This window comes from Kitasatospora sp. Ki12 (assembly GCF_054601375.1).
In genome coordinates this window covers 2,698,417-2,714,988 of the sequence record NZ_BAAIHT010000002.1, presented here as the reverse complement: position 1 = coordinate 2,714,988, position 16,572 = coordinate 2,698,417, and the positions used below count along the sequence as shown (strand labels likewise).

Sequence of the window (16,572 nt, the reverse complement as noted above, 5' to 3'; positions counted from 1 at the left end):
GGGTCCGTGCCGGGGGTCACAGCGCCGGGGGCCGACGGGCCGAGGGGCCGCGCGCCCTCAGCCGCCGACCCGGATCAGGGCCAGCGTGATGTTGTCCGGCCCGCCGGCCTCGATCGCGGCCTTCCACAGCTCGAACGCGGCCTTGCCGTCGGAGCGCTCGCCGTCCTCGGGGGAGCGGGCCAGCAGCGCGGCCAGTTCCTCGTCGGGCACCGGGTCGGTCAGGCCGTCGCTGCACACCAGGTAGCGGTCGCCGGGGGCCAGCGGGGCGGTCCGGACGTGGGGTTCGACGAAGGTGAGCCCGAGCGAGCCGCCGAGGGTCTGGGTGACCACCGAGGTGGTGCGCCGCCCGGGCGGCAGCGGCGGGCTGTCGTCCACGCTCACCCGGAGCAGCCCGTCCGGGGTGATCCGGTAGACCCGGCTGTCGCCGACGTTGAAGGCCACCGCCCGCTCGGGCAGCAGCACCAGCCCGGCGACGGTGGTGCCCATCGCGGCGAGCTCCGGGTCCCCGGCGGCGGCCGCGTAGACGGCCCGGTTGCACTCCTCCAACTCCTCCCGGACGGCCTCCTCGCCGTCCAGGGCTTCCCCGTCGGCGGCGAGCCGGCGGGCGACGAGGGCGCTGGCCACCTCGCCGCCGGGGTGGCCGCCCAGGCCGTCGGCCACCGCGACCACGCAGGGCGGGCCGAGCGGGAAGAGCAGGGTCTGCGGGTTGGCGGTCACGGTGGCGCAGAGTGTCCACGGCCCGACCGTGAGGCTGTCCTCGTTGTGTTCCCGCACCAGGCCCTCGTGGCTCAGCGCGCTCACCGCGATGTACGGCGCCATCGTCCGTCGCCCTTTCCGGAGCCCCCGTCCCCTTGCCGATGCCCCGCCTTCCATTGTGGGCGGGAATAACCATCCGCACCCGGCTGCTAAGGTGGTTGAAAGTTGGACTACCTGGGACGTGGTGAGCAGCATGCAGTTCGGAATCTTCTCCGTCGGCGACGTGACGACCGACCCCACCACCGGCCGCACCCCGACCGAGCACGAGCGGATCAAGGCCATGGTGGCGATCGCGCGCAAGGCCGAGGAGGTCGGCCTGGACGTCTTCGCGACCGGCGAGCACCACAACCGGCCGTTCGTCCCGTCCTCCCCGACGACCATGCTCGGCTACATCGCGGCGCAGACCGAGCGCATCATCCTGTCCACCTCGACGACCCTGATCACCACCAACGACCCGGTGAAGATCGCCGAGGACTTCGCGATGCTGCAGCACCTGGCCGAAGGCCGGGTCGACCTCATGATGGGCCGCGGCAACACCGGCCCGGTCTACCCGTGGTTCGGCAAGGACATCCGCCAGGGCATCCCGCTCGCGATCGAGAACTACGCGCTGCTGCACCAGCTGTGGCGCGAGGAGGTCGTCGACTGGCAGGGCCGCTTCCGCACCCCGCTGCAGGGCTTCACCTCCACCCCGCGCCCGCTGGACGACGTCCCGCCGTTCGTCTGGCACGGCTCGATCCGCAGCCCCGAGATCGCCGAGCAGGCCGCCTACTACGGGGACGGCTTCTTCGCGAACAACATCTTCTGGCCCAAGGAGCACTTCCAGAAGCTGGTGAACCTCTACCGCGAGCGCTACGCCCACTACGGCCACGGCACGCCCGAGCAGGCGATGGTCGGCCTCGGCGGGCAGGTGTTCATGCGGAAGAACTCGCAGGACGCGGTGCGCGAGTTCCGTCCGTACTTCGACAACGCGCCGGTGTACGGGCACGGGCCCTCGCTGGAGGAGTTCACCGAGCAGACCCCGCTGACCGTCGGCAGCCCGCAGGAAGTCATCGAGAAGACGCTGACCTTCCGCGAGACCTTCGGCGACTACCAGCGCCAGCTGTTCCTGATGGACCACGCTGGCCTGCCGCTGAAGACCGTGCTGGAGCAGCTGGACCTGCTCGGCGAGGAGGTCGTGCCGGTGCTGCGCGAGGAGTTCGCCAAGGGCCGCCCGGCCGCGGTGCCGGAAGGGCCGACCCACGCCGCGCTGGTCGCGGCCCACGACGAGGAGAAGGTGGAGGTGGCGGCCAAGTGACCGTCCACAAGCTGGTGGTGGTGAGCGCGGGGCTGAGCAAGCCGTCCTCGACGCGGCTGCTCGCGGACCGGCTCGCCGACTCGGCCGTCCGCCGACTCGCCTTGGAGGGGCGGGAGGTGGAGGTCACCGTGGTCGAACTGCGGGACCTCGCGGTGGAGATAGCGAACAACTTCGTCACCGGCTTCCCCGGCGCCGCGCTGCGCGAGGCGATCGAGGCGGTCACGGCGGCGGACGGGCTGATCGTGGTGACGCCGATCTTCACGGCCTCCTACAGCGGTCTGTTCAAGTCCTTCTTCGACGTGCTCGACAACGACGCGCTCACCGGCAAGCCGGTGCTGATCGCCGCCACCGGCGGCACCTCCCGGCACTCGCTCGCCCTGGAGCACGCCGTCCGGCCGCTGTTCAGCTACCTGCGCGCGGTGGTGCTGCCGACCGCCGTCTACGCGGCCACCGACGACTGGGGCGGCGCCGGGGACGGGCTCACCGACGGGCTGCCGCGCCGGATCGACCGGGCGGCGGGCGAGCTGGCGGCGCTGCTGTCCGGCCGCGGCCCGGCGGCGCCGGCGGTGCCGTCGCAGGCGGCCTCGCAGCAGGTGGTGCCGTTCGCGCAGCAGCTGGCGGCGCTGAAGGTCTGAGGCAGGCCCGGCGGGACGGGGGCGGGTGCGCGACCAGGCGCACCCGCCCCCGCCGTGTCGCCGGACGGAACCGGGCGCGGCTCGGCGCACCTGACGTGCCCTCGAAGGGACGGCCGCTCACTCGAACGGCCCTGTCGGACCCACCGTCCGACGGGGCCGCCCGGCCTGCCCGGCGGGGCCGTCCGGATGAGCGTCGGCCGCGCCGAATCGCCCACCGTGCGGTGTACTGGCCCCGGCGTCCCGAGGAGGCCCGAACCCATGCCGTCCGAATCCCAGCCCGAACCGCAGGCCGTGCTCTCCCCGCAGGCCGCCCCCGAACCGCAGGCCGTGCTCTCCCCGCTGACCGGCGCGGCCGTCTTCCTGGTGCTCACCGTCGGCCCGGGCGGCGAGGACGCCGTCCGCGAGCTGCTGCCCGACCTCGCCGGACTGCGCCGCTCGGTCGGCTTCCGGGCCCCCGAGGGCGGCCTCACCTGCGTCACCGGCATCGGCTCCGAGCTCTGGGACCGCCTCTTCGGCGGCCCCCGACCGGCCGAGCTGCACCCCTTCCGGGAGGTGGCCGGCCCCCGGCACCGGGCCCCCGCGACCCCCGGCGACCTGCTGCTGCACCTGCGGGCCGAGCGGATGGACCTCTGCTTCGAGCTGGCCGGGCAGCTCACCGGCCGGCTCGCCGGGGCGGCCACCGTGGTCGACTCCGTCCAGGGCTTCCGGTACTTCGACGACCGGGACCTGCTCGGCTTCGTCGACGGCACCGAGAACCCCGAGGGCCGGGCCGCGGTCGGCGCCGCGCTGGTCGGCGCGGAGGACCCGGACTTCGCCGGCGGCAGCTACGTCGTCGTCCAGAAGTACCTGCACCAGCTGGACAAGTGGAACGCGCTGAGCGTCGAGGAGCAGGAGGGCGCGGTCGGCCGCACCAAGCTCACCGACATCGAGCTGGCCGACGACGTCAAACCGGCCGACTCGCACGTGGCGCTCACCGTGATCACCGGACCGGACGGCGAGGAACGGAAGATCGTCCGCTTCAACATGCCGTTCGGCTCCTTCGCGCACGGCGGCGAGTACGGCACCTACTTCATCGGCTACGCGCGGGACCCCGGGGTGACCGAGGAGATGCTGCGCAACATGTTCGTCGGGGACCCGCCCGGCACCACCGACCGGCTGCTCGACTTCTCCACCGCCGTCACCGGCTCGCTGTTCTTCGTCCCGACCGCCGACTTCCTCGGCTCCCCGCCGTCGGCGCCGGGCGCCCCCGGGCCCGGCACCCTCGCGCCAGGCACCCCCGCGCCCGGCAGTCCCGCGCCCGGCACCCCCGCGCCCGCAGCCGACGGCTCGCTGGGCATCGGCAGCCTCAAGCAGACCCCCTGACCGCCGCCCCGAACAGGACCCCGCGCATGAACAACCTCCACCGGGAGCTCGCCCCCGTCTCCGCCGCCGCCTGGGAGGAGATCGAGGAGGAGGCCCGCCAGACCTTCAAGCTGCACATCGCCGGCCGCCGGGTGGTCGACCTGAACGGCCCCGCGGGTGCCGAGCTCGCCGCCGTCGGCACCGGCCACCTGACCGGCATCGAGCCGCCGGTGGACGGGGTCCGGGCGCACGCCCGCGCCGCCCAGCCGGTGGTCGAGCTGCGCGTCCCCTTCACCGTCGGCCGCGACGCGGTGGACGACGTCGAGCGCGGCTCCCGGGACTCCGACTGGCAGCCGGTCAAGGACGCCGCCCGCACCCTCGCCCTCGCCGAGGACCGCGCGGTCTTCGAGGGCTACCGCGCCGCCGCCGTCGACGGCATCCGGGCCGCCTCCACCAACGCCCCGGTCCCGCTGCCCGAGGACGTCCGCGAGTACCCCGAGGCGGTCAGCCGCGCCCTCACCGCGCTGCGCCTGGCCGGTGTCGGCGGCCCGTACTCGCTGCTCCTCGGCGCCGCCGCGTTCACCGCCGTCAACGAGACCAGCGACCACGGCTACCCCGTGCACAACCACCTGGCCCGTCTCCTCGACGGCGACATCATCTGGGCCCCCGCGATCGAGGGCGCCTTCCTGCTGTCCACCCGCGGCGGCGACTTCGAGCTCTTCCTCGGCCAGGACGTCTCCGTCGGCTACCTCTCCCACGACGCCGGGACGGTCCGGCTGTACCTGCAGGAGTCCCTCACCTTCCGGGTCTACACCGGGGAGGCCGCGGTCGCCCTGGGCGGTGCGGCGCAGGGCGAGGGCGGCCCGCGGGCCCCGGGGCACCGGGAAGGGTACTGAGTTCCTTTACGAGGGGTACTGAGTGCCGTATTCTCTCGGTGGAGCCTCTGACGCCAGTCGAAGAGAGCCGACACGGTCTGCCGGTCCAGGTGGCGCTCGCGGCGCGCGGGTCGCGCCCGGCCGGACTTGGCACTCAGTACCCTCGGCACGATCTGAGGCCATGGATCAGTGCATCCGTGCACCCGTGACAGGAGAACCGCTCATGAGCTTGAGGATCGTCGTCTGTGTGAAGTACGTGCCGGACGCGACGGGTGACCGTCGCTTCGCGGACGACCACACCACCGACCGGGACGGCGTGGACGGCCTCCTGTCGGAGCTGGACGAGTACGGCGTGGAGCAGGCGCTGCGGATCGCCGAGGCGAACGAGGGTTCCGAGGTCACGGTGCTGACGGTGGGGCCGGACGACGCGAAGGACGCGTTGCGCAAGGCGCTGTCGATGGGTGCGGACAAGGCCGTGCACGTGAACGACGACGACATCCACGGTTCGGATGTGATCGGGACGTCGGCGGTGCTGGCGAAGGCGCTGGAGAAGACCGGGTTCGACCTGGTGATCGGTGGTATGGCGTCGACGGACGGCACGATGGGTGTGCTGCCGGCGCTGCTGGCGGAGCGTCTGGGTGTGCCGCAGGTGACGCTGCTGTCGGAGGTCTCGGTCGAGGGCGGTGTGGTGCGGGGCCGTCGTGACGGTGACGCGGCGACCGAGCTGGTCGAGGCGTCGCTGCCGGCCGTGGTGTCGGTGACGGACCAGTCGGGTGAGGCCCGGTACCCGTCGTTCAAGGGGATCATGGCGGCGAAGAAGAAGCCGGTGCAGTCGCTGGACCTGGACGACCTGGGGATCGAGGCGGATGAGGTCGGTCTGGCGGGTTCGTGGACGGCGGTGGAGTCGGTGGCCGCGCGTCCGGCGCGCACCGCGGGCACGGTCGTCAAGGACGAGGGCGAGGGCGGCAAGGCGCTCGCGGGCTTCCTCGCCGACCAGAAGTTCATCTGAGACCAGAAGCCCAGCTGAGCCGCACCCACCACCCCTCGAACCTGCGAAACACGGAGACATTGAGCAATGGCTGAGATTCTCGTCCTGGTCGACCACGCCGACGGTGCGGTCCGCAAGCCGGCCCTGGAGCTGCTGACCCTGGCCCGCCGTATCGGCGAGCCGTCCGCCGTCGTCCTGGGCGCCGGTGCCGCGGCCGGCGACATCGCCGCCAAGGCCGCCGAGTTCGGCGCCGCGAAGGTGTACGTCGCCGACGGCGCCGAGTTCGCCGACCAGCTGGTCGTCCCCAAGGTGGACGCCCTGGCCCAGATCGCCAAGGCCGGCGACGTGGCCGCCGTCCTGGTGACCTCCTCCGGCGAGGGCAAGGAGGTCGCCGCCCGCGTCGCGCTGCGCCTGGGCTCCGGCATCATCACCGACGCGGTGGACCTCCGTGTCGGCGACGAGGGCCCGGTCGCGACCCAGTCGGTGTTCGCCGCCTCGTACACCGTCGAGTCGCGCGTCAGCAACGGCGTGCCGGTCATCACCGTCAAGCCGAACGCCGTCGCCCCGGAGGCCGCTCCGGCCGCCGGCGCGGTGGAGTCCGTGTCGGTGGAGTTCACCGGCAACGCCGCCAAGGTCACCGCGCGCACCCCGCGGGTGTCCACCGGCCGCCCGGAGCTGACCGAGGCCGCGATCGTGGTCTCCGGCGGCCGTGGTGTCGGCGCCGCCGAGGGCTTCGGCGTGGTCGAGGAGCTCGCGGACGCGCTCGGCGCGGCCGTCGGCGCCTCCCGTGCCGCCGTCGACGCCGGCTGGTACCCGCACAGCAGCCAGGTCGGCCAGACCGGCAAGCAGGTCTCCCCGCAGCTGTACGTGGCCAACGGCATCTCGGGCGCCATCCAGCACCGGGCCGGCATGCAGACCTCGAAGACCATCGTGGCCGTCAACAAGGACCCCGAGGCCCCGATCTTCGAGCTGGTCGACTACGGCGTGGTCGGCGACCTCTTCCAGGTGCTGCCGCAGCTCACCGCCGAGGTGACGGCCCGCAAGGGCTGATCCCGCGGGAACACCAGGAGGGCGTGGCACCGGGTACTCGGTGCCACGCCCTCCGTCGTTCGGCCGCCGGCTCGAACCGCTCCGTTCACTCCGCGAAAGCCGCCAGGTGCTGCGTGAATCCTCCCTGGGAGGGCGGCAGCGGACGCGGCTCCTGGTCCTGCACCACGGGCGGTTCCTCCACCGTCAGCAGCCGCAGCTCCGGCTGGTCGGAGTCGGCGGAGGGGAGCAGCCGCACCCGGGTGCCGACCGGCACGGTGCTGCGCAGCCCGTCCACGATGCACCAGACGTCGAAGCCCTCCGCCATGCGGATCAGCGACTTCTGCCGGACCAGCGGCGTCCGGGCCTGCTCGACCGCGCAGCGCCGGACCACGCCGGTGCCCTCGCTGGGCTCCAGCCGGAGATCGGTGGAGCCGCAGGTGGGGCAGAGCAGCCGCTGGAAGGTCGGGTTGTTGCACCACGCGCAGCGCTGGAAGTACAGCGTCGTGCTGCGGGTGTCGGCATCGATGGCTGAGGGGACCACGCTGTCATCTCCCTGCGCTCGGAGCGGCTTGTTCGGCAGAAGTTCCGCAGAAGTTCGGCACGGAAAGGATAGGGAACTCAGTACCGCCAAGGGAAGGCACTGAGTTCCCTTTTTGCCGCACGCATGCATAATGAAGGGTACTGAGTACCGTCGTGAAACAGGAGTGACGATCATGAGCCAGGACTTCGATCTCTTCCGTATCTCCGAGGAGCACGAGATGCTCCGTGAGGCGGTGCGTTCGCTGGCCGAGGCGAAGATCGCTCCGTTCGCGGCGGAGGTGGACGAGCAGGGGCGGTTCCCGCAGGAGGCGTTGGACGCGTTGCAGGGGAACGACCTGCATGCGGTGCACGTGCCGGAGGTGTACGGCGGTGCGGGTGCGGACGCGTTGGCGACGGTGATCGTGATCGAGGAGGTCGCGCGGGTGTGCGCGTCGTCGTCGTTGATCCCGGCGGTGAACAAGCTGGGGTCGCTGCCGGTGCAGCTGTCGGGTTCGGAGGAGCTGAAGGCGAAGTACCTGGGGGCGCTGGCGCGGGGTGAGGGGATGTTCTCGTACTGCCTGTCGGAGCCGGAGGCGGGTTCGGACGCGGCGGGGATGCGGACCCGGGCGGTGCGCGACGGGGACTTCTGGGTGCTGAACGGTGTGAAGCGGTGGATCACCAACGCGGGTGTGTCCGAGTTCTACACGGTGATGGCGGTGACCGACCCGGAGCTGCGGTCGAAGGGCATCTCGGCGTTCGTGGTGGAGAAGGGCGACGAGGGTGTGTCGTTCGGTGCTCCGGAGAAGAAGCTGGGGATCAAGGGGTCGCCGACGCGTGAGGTGTACTTCGACAATGTGCGGATCCCGGCGGACCGGATGATCGGTGCGGAGGGGACGGGTTTCGCGACGGCGATGAAGACGCTGGACCACACCCGGGTGACGATCGCGGCGCAGGCGATCGGGATCGCGCAGGGGGCGCTGGACTACGCGAAGGGGTACGTGAAGGAGCGCAAGCAGTTCGGGAAGGCGATCGCGGAGTTCCAGGGGATCCAGTTCATGCTGGCGGACATGGCGATGAAGCTGGAGGCGGCGCGTCAGCTGACGTACGCGGCGGCGGCGAAGTCGCAGCGTGGGGACGGGGATCTGACGTTCTTCGGGGCGGCGGCGAAGTGTTTCGCGTCGGACGCGGCGATGGAGATCACGACGGACGCGGTGCAGTTGCTGGGCGGGTACGGGTACACGCGTGACTACCCGGTGGAGCGGATGATGCGGGACGCGAAGATCACGCAGATCTACGAGGGCACCAACCAGGTCCAGCGGATCGTGATGGCCCGCAACCTCCCGTAACCCGACCCGGCCCGACGTGCGCCGACGGCCGGACCGGGCACCGCCCGGCCGTCGGCGCCCCGGCAGTGAGCCGGTGTTAGGTTGCGGAGAATGAGCGAGAAGGAAGAGCAGGACCTGCCCATGAACGACGGGCCCACCAAGCCCGCGATGCGCGAGGCGCTGGTGGCCGCGGCCTTCGAGCTCTTCCTGGAACGCGGCTTCGAGCAGACCACCGTCGACGACATCGTCTCGCTGGCCGGCGTCGGCCGGCGCTCCTTCTTCCGCTACTTCCCGGCGAAGGAGGACGTGGTCTTCCCCGACCACGAGCGCAGCCTGGCCGAGATGACGGAGTTCCTGGAGTCCGGCAACGGCGAGGAGGACCCGGTCAAGCACGCCTGCGACGCCGCCCGCCTCGTCCTGCGGATGTACGCCGAGCAGCCCTCCTTCTCCGTCCAGCGCTACCGGCTCACCCGCAAGGTGCCCGGCCTGCGGGCGTACGAGCTGTCCGTGGTCTGGCGCTACGAACACACCCTGGCCGCCTACCTGCGCGGCCGCTTCGCCGACCGCCCGGACGGGCCGCTGCGCGCGGACGTGATCGCGGCGGCCGTCGTCTCCGCGCACAACCACGCCCTGCGGACCTGGCTGCGCTCCGGCGGGGAGAGCGACTGGGTGGCGGAGGTGGACGCGGCGATGGCCTTCGTCACCGGCACCTGGAGCGACCGGCCGTCCGAGACCGCCGGGGAGGGCGAGTCCGACGAGGTGGTGGTCCTGGTCGCCAGCCGGCGGGCGCCGCTGTGGCGGATGGTCCAGGGCATCGAGAGCGCCCTGGGCAGCGAGACCCGCCAGGTGTGACCCGCCGGGTGTGACTCGCCTGGTGTGACTCGTCGCGGGTGACTCGGGACCCCGGCGGGCCGTACCCACCGCTCACCCGTACGGCGCAACCGTTGCGGCGTCAGGGTCCGCTCCGGGCCCGCTCGAAGGCCCGCGCCGCCGTGCGGCGCCCCCGGCCCGGGGCGAGACTCGGTCGCAGGACGGGCCGCCGGGCAGCGGGCGGCCGGGAGCGCGAAGGAGCGGTCATGCCGGGGACGCCCCCGCAGCGGAACGGCAGTCCGACCCTTCGTGAGGTGCTGCTGCACAAGGGCTACCTCCGCCTGCTGCTGGTCTCGGCGCTGGTCGGCATCCCGGTCTCGCTGGCCGCCTTCGGCTTCGTCGGCCTGGAGCACGAACTCCAGCACTGGATCTGGGAGAGCCTGCCGAAGACCGCCGGCTACGACCGCGCCCCCTGGTGGTGGCCGCTGCCCGCCCTGCTGCTGGCCGGCCTGCTGCTCGCCCCGGTTGTCACCCGGCTGCCCGGGCACGGCGGCCACGTCCCGGTGGACGGGCTCGGCGGCCCGCCCACCCTGCCCCGGGCCGTTCCCGGCGTGGTGCTGGCCGCGCTCGCCTGTCTGCCGCTCGGCGCGGTGCTCGGCCCCGAGGCGCCGCTGATGGCGCTCGGCGGCGGCCTCGCCCTGCTCGCCGTCCGCTCCGCCAGGCGCGCCGAACAGCCCGAACTGGTGGCCGTGTTGGGCACGGCGGGGGCGTCCTCGGCGATCTCCACCATCTTCGGCAGCCCACTGGTGGCCGGCGTGATGCTGATCGAGGCGGCCGGGCTGGGCGGCCCGCGGCTGATCGCGCTGATCCTGCCCAGCCTGCTGGCCAGTGGGATCGGCGCGCTGGTCTTCACCGGCTTCGGCCACTGGACGGGCCTGGCGATCGGCGCGCTCTCGCTGCCGAAGCTGCCCGCGAGCGGCGTCCCCGACCCCGGTGACTTCCTCTGGGGCGTTCCGCTGGCCGCCGCGATCGCCCTGGTCTGCGTGGCCGGGCAGACGATCGGCAGACGGGTCAAGGCCTTCACCGCGGCGGACACCGCCCGTACCACCGCCGCCCGGACGGTGCTGTGCGCGGTCGCGGTCGGCTGCTGCCTCGCCCTCTACGCCCTCCTCACCGACCGCTCCCCGGAGGAGGCCGCCCTCTCCGGCCAGGCGACCCTGGGCGCGCTCGCCGCCGACCCGGCCGCCTGGCCGATCGGCGCACTGCTCGCCCTCGTCCTCTGCAAGGGGCTCGGCTGGTCGATCGCGCTCGGCAGTCTGCGTGGCGGCCCGATCTTCCCGGCGATCCTGCTCGGCGCCGCCCTCGGCGTGGCCTGCGCCCCGCTGCCCGGCTTCGGCACCGCGCCCGCCCTGGCCGTCGGGCTGGCCGCCTCCGGCGCGGCCGTCACCCGCCTCCCGGTGACCAGCGCCGTCCTCGCCGCGGCCCTCCTCGGCGGCGAGGCGGCGGCCGCGATGCCGCTGCTGATCGTGGCCACGGTGACGGCGTTCATCACCGCGGAGGCGCTCCGGGGCCGGCCCGGACGGGCGGGGACGGCGGCCGGAGTCGGCTGAGCCGAGCCGAGCTGAGGCGGGCCGGAGCTGGGCCGAGGTCAACCGGGACGAGGGTCGTCCTCGCCTTCCGGTTCCCAGCCCTGGCACACCGACGGCCGCACCGCCCGCACCGGCCCCGCCCGCACCCGGAACCACCGCCGGCAGCAGCCCGCCGACACGCCCTGGCTCCCGGCGGCCGACGCCGAAAGGGCCTCCCCGGTGCGGACGGTGGTCCGGCCGGGGAGGCCTTCGGTGCTCCCTCGCCGCCTGCGGGGGTTCAGGCGGGTGAGGAGCGGTGTGTCGCGGACGCCCGGATCGCGGGGTCCGCCGGTCGAGGGGGTCAGCCGGCCGCGGGGGCCTCGGCGCGGCGCTCGGAGCGGGCGACCAGGCGCCAGGCGAAGAACGCGCCGAGCAGGTAGGCGATGCCGACCAGGACGAAGGAGACGGAGGCGCCCTCGCTCCAGTCCGAGGTGGCGTGCAGCACCACGCCGACCACGGCGATGCCCACCAGCGAGCCGATCTGGCGGTTGGCGTTCAGCACCGAGCCGGCGACGTTGGCGTGCTCCGGCCCGGCCGAGTCCACCATGGCCGCCGTCATGCCGGGGGAGATGATGCCGGAGCCGAGGCAGGCCACGCCGATGCCGAGGGCGATCAGCCAGTACGGGGTCGACGCGGAGATCCCGGTCAGCGCGAGCGAGCAGACGCCCGCCAGCAGCATGAAGACCGTCAGCAGCGGCCCGTTGGCGTACCGGCCGGAGATCTTGGAGTACACCACGTTCGCGAGCGGCGACAGGATGGTGATCGGGATCAGCTCCAGACCGGCCACGAACGGGCTCGCGCCCTGGGCGTGCTGGAAGAACAGGCCGAGCATGAAGATGGTGCCGAACAGCGCGAAGTTGAAGCAGAAGCCGACCAGGTTGGCGCCGGAGAAGCCGGGGCGGCGGAACAGCGTCCACGGCATGACGAGCTTGTCACCGCGGCGCTCGCGCCGGACCAGGAGGGCGGCGGCGACCAGCGCCACGCCGTACGCGACGAGCACCGGGGCCGCGGCCCAGCCGAGCTGCGGGCCCTCGATCAGGGCGTAGCTGACTGCCGCGAGGGCCACGATCCAGATCAGGTGCCCGAGCGGGTGCGGCCGTGCGGAGCGGGCCTCCGGCGCCGCGATGAACCGCTTGGTCATCAGCATGCCGACCACGCCGATCGGCAGGTTGAGCAGGAAGATGCTCTGCCAGCCCAGCGAGCCGACCATCAGGCCGCCGAGCGTGGGGCCGATGCCCGAGGAGGTGGCGACGATCGCGGACCACAGGCCGAGCATCTTGGTGCGCCGGCGCTTCTCCGGGAACGAGAACACCAGCAGGGACAGCGAGCTGGGCATGAACAGCGCCGCGCCGGCGCCCTGCAGCATCCGGGCCGCGATCAGCAGCTCCGGTGAGGTGGACAGCGCGCAGCCGAGCGAGGCCAGCAGGAACAGGCCCATGCCCCACATGTAGACGGTCTTGGCGCCGAGCCAGTTGGCGAGGCCGCCGGCCAGCATCAGCAGGGACGCGAAGGTCAGGATGTAGCCGTCCACGACCCAGGTGAGCTGGGTGAGCGTGGCGCCCAGCTTCTCCTGGAGGGTCGCGCCGGCGACGTTGACGATGGTGACGTCCAGGGTGGCCATCACGAAGCCGGTGGCCAGCGCGGCGATCTTCAACCCGCTGGCGGTGGTCGGTGGGTCGGCGGGGGAGACCTCGGTCTGCGCCGGGCTGGTCTCGGCGGTTGTCATCGCTGGTTCCTTCGGTGCGGGTGACCGCTGCGCGGCGGGCGAGCGCGGGGGGCGAGCGCGGGGGCGATCGCACGGCGCGGGCAACTCGCTCTCGGAGCGGTCGAGTTGATGGGGAGGCGCGGTTCAACTGAAGGGCATATGACGACGCATGTCAAATTGGATGGTGGTCGTCATATGCCCGGGGTCGGGCGACGGAATCGGGCCGGCGGGGTCGTACGATGGGCGTCGTACGATGGACGTGCAGCGAGACCCTGAGAGGTGCCACGTGACCGCCGCCCACGCCGCCGTCGACCGCATCGGTGACCACCCCGACGCCGCGGACATCACCCTCCAGCGCATCCTGGAGGCCTTCGCGGACCCGGTGCGCCGCAGCATCGTCCGGCAGATCGCCAACGCGCCCGACGACACCGCCTGCGGCACCTTCGACATCTCGGTGACCCGGTCGACCGGGACCCACCACTTCCGGGTGCTGCGGCAGTCCGGGCTGATCCGGCAGTACTACGTCGGCACCTCCAAGATGAACACCCTGCGCCGCGACGACCTGGAACAGGCCTTCCCCGGGCTGCTGGACGCCCTCATCGCGGCGGCGAACCGGGAGGCCGCCGCCGCGCGGGGTGCTCAGGACGCTTCCCAGGAGCCCTAGTCGAGCTAGTCGAGCGAGGCGAGCGCCGCGGCGTCGAACGGGCGCAGCCCGTCCGTCCGCCCGGTGCGCACCTGTTCGGCCCAGGCCGGGTTCGCCACCAGGGCGCGCCCGACCGCGACCAGGTCGAACTCGCCCTCCGCGAGGCGCCGGGCCACCAGGCCGATGTCGTCGACCTCCGCGCCCTTGCCCTCCACGTACCCGAGGAAGTCGCTGTCGCGCAGGCCGACCGAGCCCACGGTGATGGTCGGCCGCCCCGTCACCTTCTTCACCCAGCCCGCCAGGTTGAGCCCGGAGCCCTCGAACGCGGGCTGCCAGAACCGCCGGGTGGAGCAGTGGAAGACGTCGACCCCGGCGTCCACCAGCGGGGCCAGGAAGGTCTCCAGCGCCCGCGGGTCGTCGGCGATCCGGGCCTGGTAGTGCGCCACCTTCCACTGCGAGACCCGCAGGATGACGGGGAAGTCCGGCCCGGTCGCCGCGCGGCAGGCCCGGACCACCTCGGCGGCGAACCGGGTGCGGCCGGCCGGGTCGCCGCCGTAGCCGTCGGTCCGGTGGTTGGTGGCCGTCCAGAAGAACTGGTCGAACAGGTAGCCGTGCGCGGCGTGCAGCTCGATGCCGTCGAAGCCCAGCCGCTGGGCGTCGGCGGCGGCCCGGGCGAAGGCCTCGACGACCTCGGCGATGTCGGACTCCGACATCGCCCGCCCGGCCGGGCTGCCCGGCTCCAGGCCGGAGGGGCTGATCAGTCCGCCCGGCGGGTCGAAGAGCTCGACGCCCTTCGGTGCCGTACGGCGGGCCTCCGCCAGGGACTTGCCCCACAGCAGCGGGTCCTGGCCGACGTGCCACAGCTGGGGCACGATCCTCCCGCCGGCGTCGTGCACCGCGCGGACCACCCCGGCCCAGCCGGCCAGCGCGTCGACGCCGTGGAAGCGCGGCACCGACGGCCGGTTCCCGGCCGCGGGGTGGCCCACGAAGGTGCCCTCGGTGATGATCAGCCCCACGCCGTGCCGGGCCCGGCGGGCGTAGTACTCGGCGACGTCCGCGCCGGGCACCCCGCCGGGGGAGAGGTCCCGGGACATCGGGGCCATCACGATCCGGTTGTCCAGGGCCAGCCCGCCGGCCTTGAAGGGCTCGAAGAGCGGTGCCGCGGCCGGGTGAGGCGGTTCGGTGCTCACGTGACTGCCTTTCTTCCAGACGGCCGGGCGGTCAGCCGGCGAGGCCGGTCAGCGCCCGCATCTCGCCGGGGGTGAACATGTGCGGGAACAGCACGCCGCCGGGGTCGAGCGGCGCCGACTCGTCCAGGCCGCCGAGGTCCACCGGGGTGAACCCGGCGTCGTGGACCAGCCCCGCCACCACGGCCTTGGCCGGGGCGTCGTCGCCCGCGATCGCCATGGCCCAGAAGTGGCGCTGGCGGGTGCCGCGCGACCAGAGCAGCTCGTCCATGACGTGGGTGAACGCCCGGACCACGGTGGCGGCGGGCAGCTGCTTCGCGACGTGCCGGCCCTGGGTCACCCCGGGGGTGAGCGTGGAGACCACCCGGCCGTCCTCGGTGAGCGACACCGGGTTGGTGGCGTCGATGACGATCTTTCCGGCCAGGTGCTCGCCGACCTCGGCGAGCACCCCCGCCGCGGCCTCGTACGGGACGGACAGCAGCAGGACGTCGGAGGTCCTGGCCGTCTCGGCGAGCGTCGCGGCCGTGGCGCCGGCGCCCAGCGGTCCGACGAAGGGGGCGAGCTGCTCCGGGGTGCGGGAGCCGAAGGTCACCGAGTGGCCCGCGGCCAGCCAGTGGCGGCCGACGGGCCGGCCGATGTTGCCGGCGCCGAGGACGCCGAGCTTCAGCGGCGTCGTGGAGTTGGTCATGGCGGTGGATTCCTTCCGGGGCGCCGGATCAGGCCGCGGCCTGGGCGGCGAGGGCCTCGGCGGCGGCGTTGCGCTCGGCCTCGGTACGGACGTCGAGCTGCGCGTAGTCCTTCTTCGCCGCCTCGATGGCGTCCTCGATCGACATGACCCGGGGGAGGCCGAAGACCTCGGTGATGCCCTCCAGCCGCTCCGGGATCGTGCCGCCGATGATGTGGGTGGGGATCTTCAGCTCGTCCAGCACGTTCAGCAGGTGCTCGTCGGAGAGCACCCGGAAGCGCTCGTTCACCGGGCGGTGGCCGTTCGGGTCGAGCGGGAACTCGATCGGCAGGTGCACGAAGGCGTCGTAGGTCTCCTTGGCGTACTGCTTGAGCGCCACGCCGAGCTGGGCGACGACCTGCTCGTAGAAGCGGATCTCGTCGGTCTTCTCCACCGACTCCAGGCCGATGGACTCGTTGGGGTTGATGCCGACCGTGACCCGCACGGTGGCGTAGGTCCACTCGTGCAGCGAGGAACCGTCGGAGATGTAGCCGCCGGGCAGGTGGCTCTCGTGCACCGCCCGCTCGACGTAACGGCGCATCACCAGCTGGATCAGCTCGGCCGCGTTGCACTCCTCCAGGGTCTTGCCCGGTACGGCGTGCGGCAGGATCTCCCGCATCGTCTTGGCGTGGGTGCGCGGGACACCGGTCAGCTGGGCCAGCGCCATGGTGGTCAGGGTCTTGCCGGAGGAGTAGGTCCCGGAAATCGCGAGCTTCATCGTGTGCCTCTCGGAGGACGGAAAACACGGAAAGGGAAACGGGGGGAGCGGAGTTCGGAAAAGCGGACCGGGCGATCGGTGACCGGGGATCGGTGCCGGGGAATCATGAACGCGGCGAACGCGGGGAGAAGCGGAAGACACGGCCTTCGGCCCGGGGGCCGTCACCGGCGGTCCGGTTCGTGGTGTCCGGTCCCGCGGGAAGCGGTGCGTGAGAAAGGCTAGCCGCCGTGGAACTCGCGGAGCCAGGTCTCCCGTTTGCACATCCCCGCCTGATTTCGCGGGCCGTCCGATTCCGCGCCCGAAGAGGAATGGCGGCGTAAGCGGACGAGTGACTGTACGGCTGGATGGCTGTGCGACTGATGCCCGGTCCGCAGTTGCACACGGCCGGTGCCCGC

At 72.7% G+C, this 16,572-nt stretch carries 16 protein-coding genes; 10 read left to right on the top strand and 6 right to left on the bottom strand.

Going from position 1 to position 16,572, the window contains the following annotated elements; translation table 11 throughout:
- Positions 1-57 precede the first annotated feature (57 nt).
- Positions 58-819 (bottom strand): PP2C family protein-serine/threonine phosphatase, encoded by a 762-nt coding sequence (locus ACYP53_RS29620; RefSeq protein WP_189925768.1) that lies wholly within the window; start codon positions 817-819, stop codon positions 58-60.
- Between the two features lie 130 nt (positions 820-949).
- Here ACYP53_RS29620 and ACYP53_RS29615 point away from each other — a divergent pair, with 130 nt between their 5' ends.
- From ACYP53_RS29615 to ACYP53_RS29590, 6 genes are all read left to right on the top strand, one after another.
- Entirely contained in the window at positions 950-2,050 is a 1,101-nt protein-coding gene (locus tag ACYP53_RS29615) for an LLM class flavin-dependent oxidoreductase (protein WP_459649639.1), read from the top strand.
- Entirely contained in the window at positions 2,047-2,685 is a 639-nt protein-coding gene (locus tag ACYP53_RS29610) for an FMN reductase (RefSeq protein WP_459649638.1), read from the top strand. Before ACYP53_RS29615 ends, ACYP53_RS29610 begins: the two co-directional genes overlap by 4 nt.
- A 258-nt stretch (positions 2,686-2,943) precedes the next feature.
- A complete protein-coding gene (locus tag ACYP53_RS29605) occupies positions 2,944-4,047 on the top strand; it encodes a Dyp-type peroxidase (RefSeq protein WP_459649637.1) in 1,104 nt (367 codons plus the stop codon).
- Between the two features lie 26 nt (positions 4,048-4,073).
- Positions 4,074-4,922, top strand: a complete 849-nt coding sequence (locus tag ACYP53_RS29600) for a family 1 encapsulin nanocompartment shell protein (RefSeq protein ID WP_189925783.1) — start codon at positions 4,074-4,076, stop codon at positions 4,920-4,922.
- Positions 4,923-5,124: 202 nt separating this feature from the next.
- Positions 5,125-5,910, top strand: coding sequence for an electron transfer flavoprotein subunit beta/FixA family protein (locus ACYP53_RS29595; protein ID WP_391556173.1), 786 nt, complete (start codon positions 5,125-5,127; stop codon positions 5,908-5,910).
- Between the two features lie 66 nt (positions 5,911-5,976).
- The gene (locus ACYP53_RS29590; protein WP_459649636.1) at positions 5,977-6,939 is read left to right on the top strand and encodes an electron transfer flavoprotein subunit alpha/FixB family protein; all 963 of its coding nucleotides are present in this window, start codon (positions 5,977-5,979) and stop codon (positions 6,937-6,939) included.
- An 85-nt stretch (positions 6,940-7,024) separates the two neighbouring features.
- Here ACYP53_RS29590 and ACYP53_RS29585 read toward each other — a convergent pair whose 3' ends face one another.
- The gene (locus tag ACYP53_RS29585) at positions 7,025-7,459 is read right to left on the bottom strand and encodes a PhlB family protein (protein WP_459649635.1); all 435 of its coding nucleotides are present in this window, start codon (positions 7,457-7,459) and stop codon (positions 7,025-7,027) included.
- A gap of 172 nt (positions 7,460-7,631) precedes the next feature.
- Between ACYP53_RS29585 and ACYP53_RS29580 the strand changes: the two genes are divergently transcribed.
- The 3 genes from ACYP53_RS29580 (at position 7,632) to ACYP53_RS29570 (ending at position 11,182) form a co-directional block, all read left to right on the top strand.
- Positions 7,632-8,783 (top strand): acyl-CoA dehydrogenase family protein, encoded by a 1,152-nt coding sequence (locus ACYP53_RS29580; protein ID WP_459649634.1) that lies wholly within the window; start codon positions 7,632-7,634, stop codon positions 8,781-8,783.
- Between the two features lie 147 nt (positions 8,784-8,930).
- Positions 8,931-9,614, top strand: coding sequence for a TetR family transcriptional regulator (locus tag ACYP53_RS29575; protein WP_391550784.1), 684 nt, complete (start codon positions 8,931-8,933; stop codon positions 9,612-9,614).
- A gap of 224 nt (positions 9,615-9,838) precedes the next feature.
- Entirely contained in the window at positions 9,839-11,182 is a 1,344-nt protein-coding gene (locus tag ACYP53_RS29570) for a chloride channel protein (RefSeq protein ID WP_459649633.1), read from the top strand.
- 319 nt (positions 11,183-11,501) lie between these two features.
- On the opposite strand, the gene ACYP53_RS29565 is transcribed toward ACYP53_RS29570, so the two are convergent.
- Entirely contained in the window at positions 11,502-12,926 is a 1,425-nt protein-coding gene (locus ACYP53_RS29565; protein ID WP_459649632.1) for an MFS transporter, read from the bottom strand.
- 265 nt (positions 12,927-13,191) lie between these two features.
- Here ACYP53_RS29565 and ACYP53_RS29560 point away from each other — a divergent pair, with 265 nt between their 5' ends.
- Positions 13,192-13,569 carry an ArsR/SmtB family transcription factor gene (locus tag ACYP53_RS29560; protein ID WP_229928925.1) on the top strand — a complete coding sequence of 126 codons (378 nt, stop codon included), beginning with the start codon at positions 13,192-13,194 and terminating at the stop codon, positions 13,567-13,569.
- A 5-nt stretch (positions 13,570-13,574) separates the two neighbouring features.
- On the opposite strand, the gene ACYP53_RS29555 is transcribed toward ACYP53_RS29560, so the two are convergent.
- Genes ACYP53_RS29555 through ACYP53_RS29545 form a run of 3 tightly spaced genes read right to left on the bottom strand, consistent with a single transcriptional unit; the run spans position 13,575 to position 16,177 of the window.
- Positions 13,575-14,738, bottom strand: a complete 1,164-nt coding sequence (locus ACYP53_RS29555) for an NADH:flavin oxidoreductase (protein WP_189921064.1) — start codon at positions 14,736-14,738, stop codon at positions 13,575-13,577.
- Positions 14,739-14,769: 31 nt separating this feature from the next.
- A complete protein-coding gene (locus tag ACYP53_RS29550; RefSeq protein WP_189921062.1) occupies positions 14,770-15,423 on the bottom strand; it encodes an NADPH-dependent F420 reductase in 654 nt (217 codons plus the stop codon).
- Positions 15,424-15,451: 28 nt separating this feature from the next.
- Positions 15,452-16,177, bottom strand: a complete 726-nt coding sequence (locus tag ACYP53_RS29545) for an AAA family ATPase (RefSeq protein WP_189921060.1) — start codon at positions 16,175-16,177, stop codon at positions 15,452-15,454.
- Between the last annotated feature and the right edge of the window lie 395 nt (positions 16,178-16,572).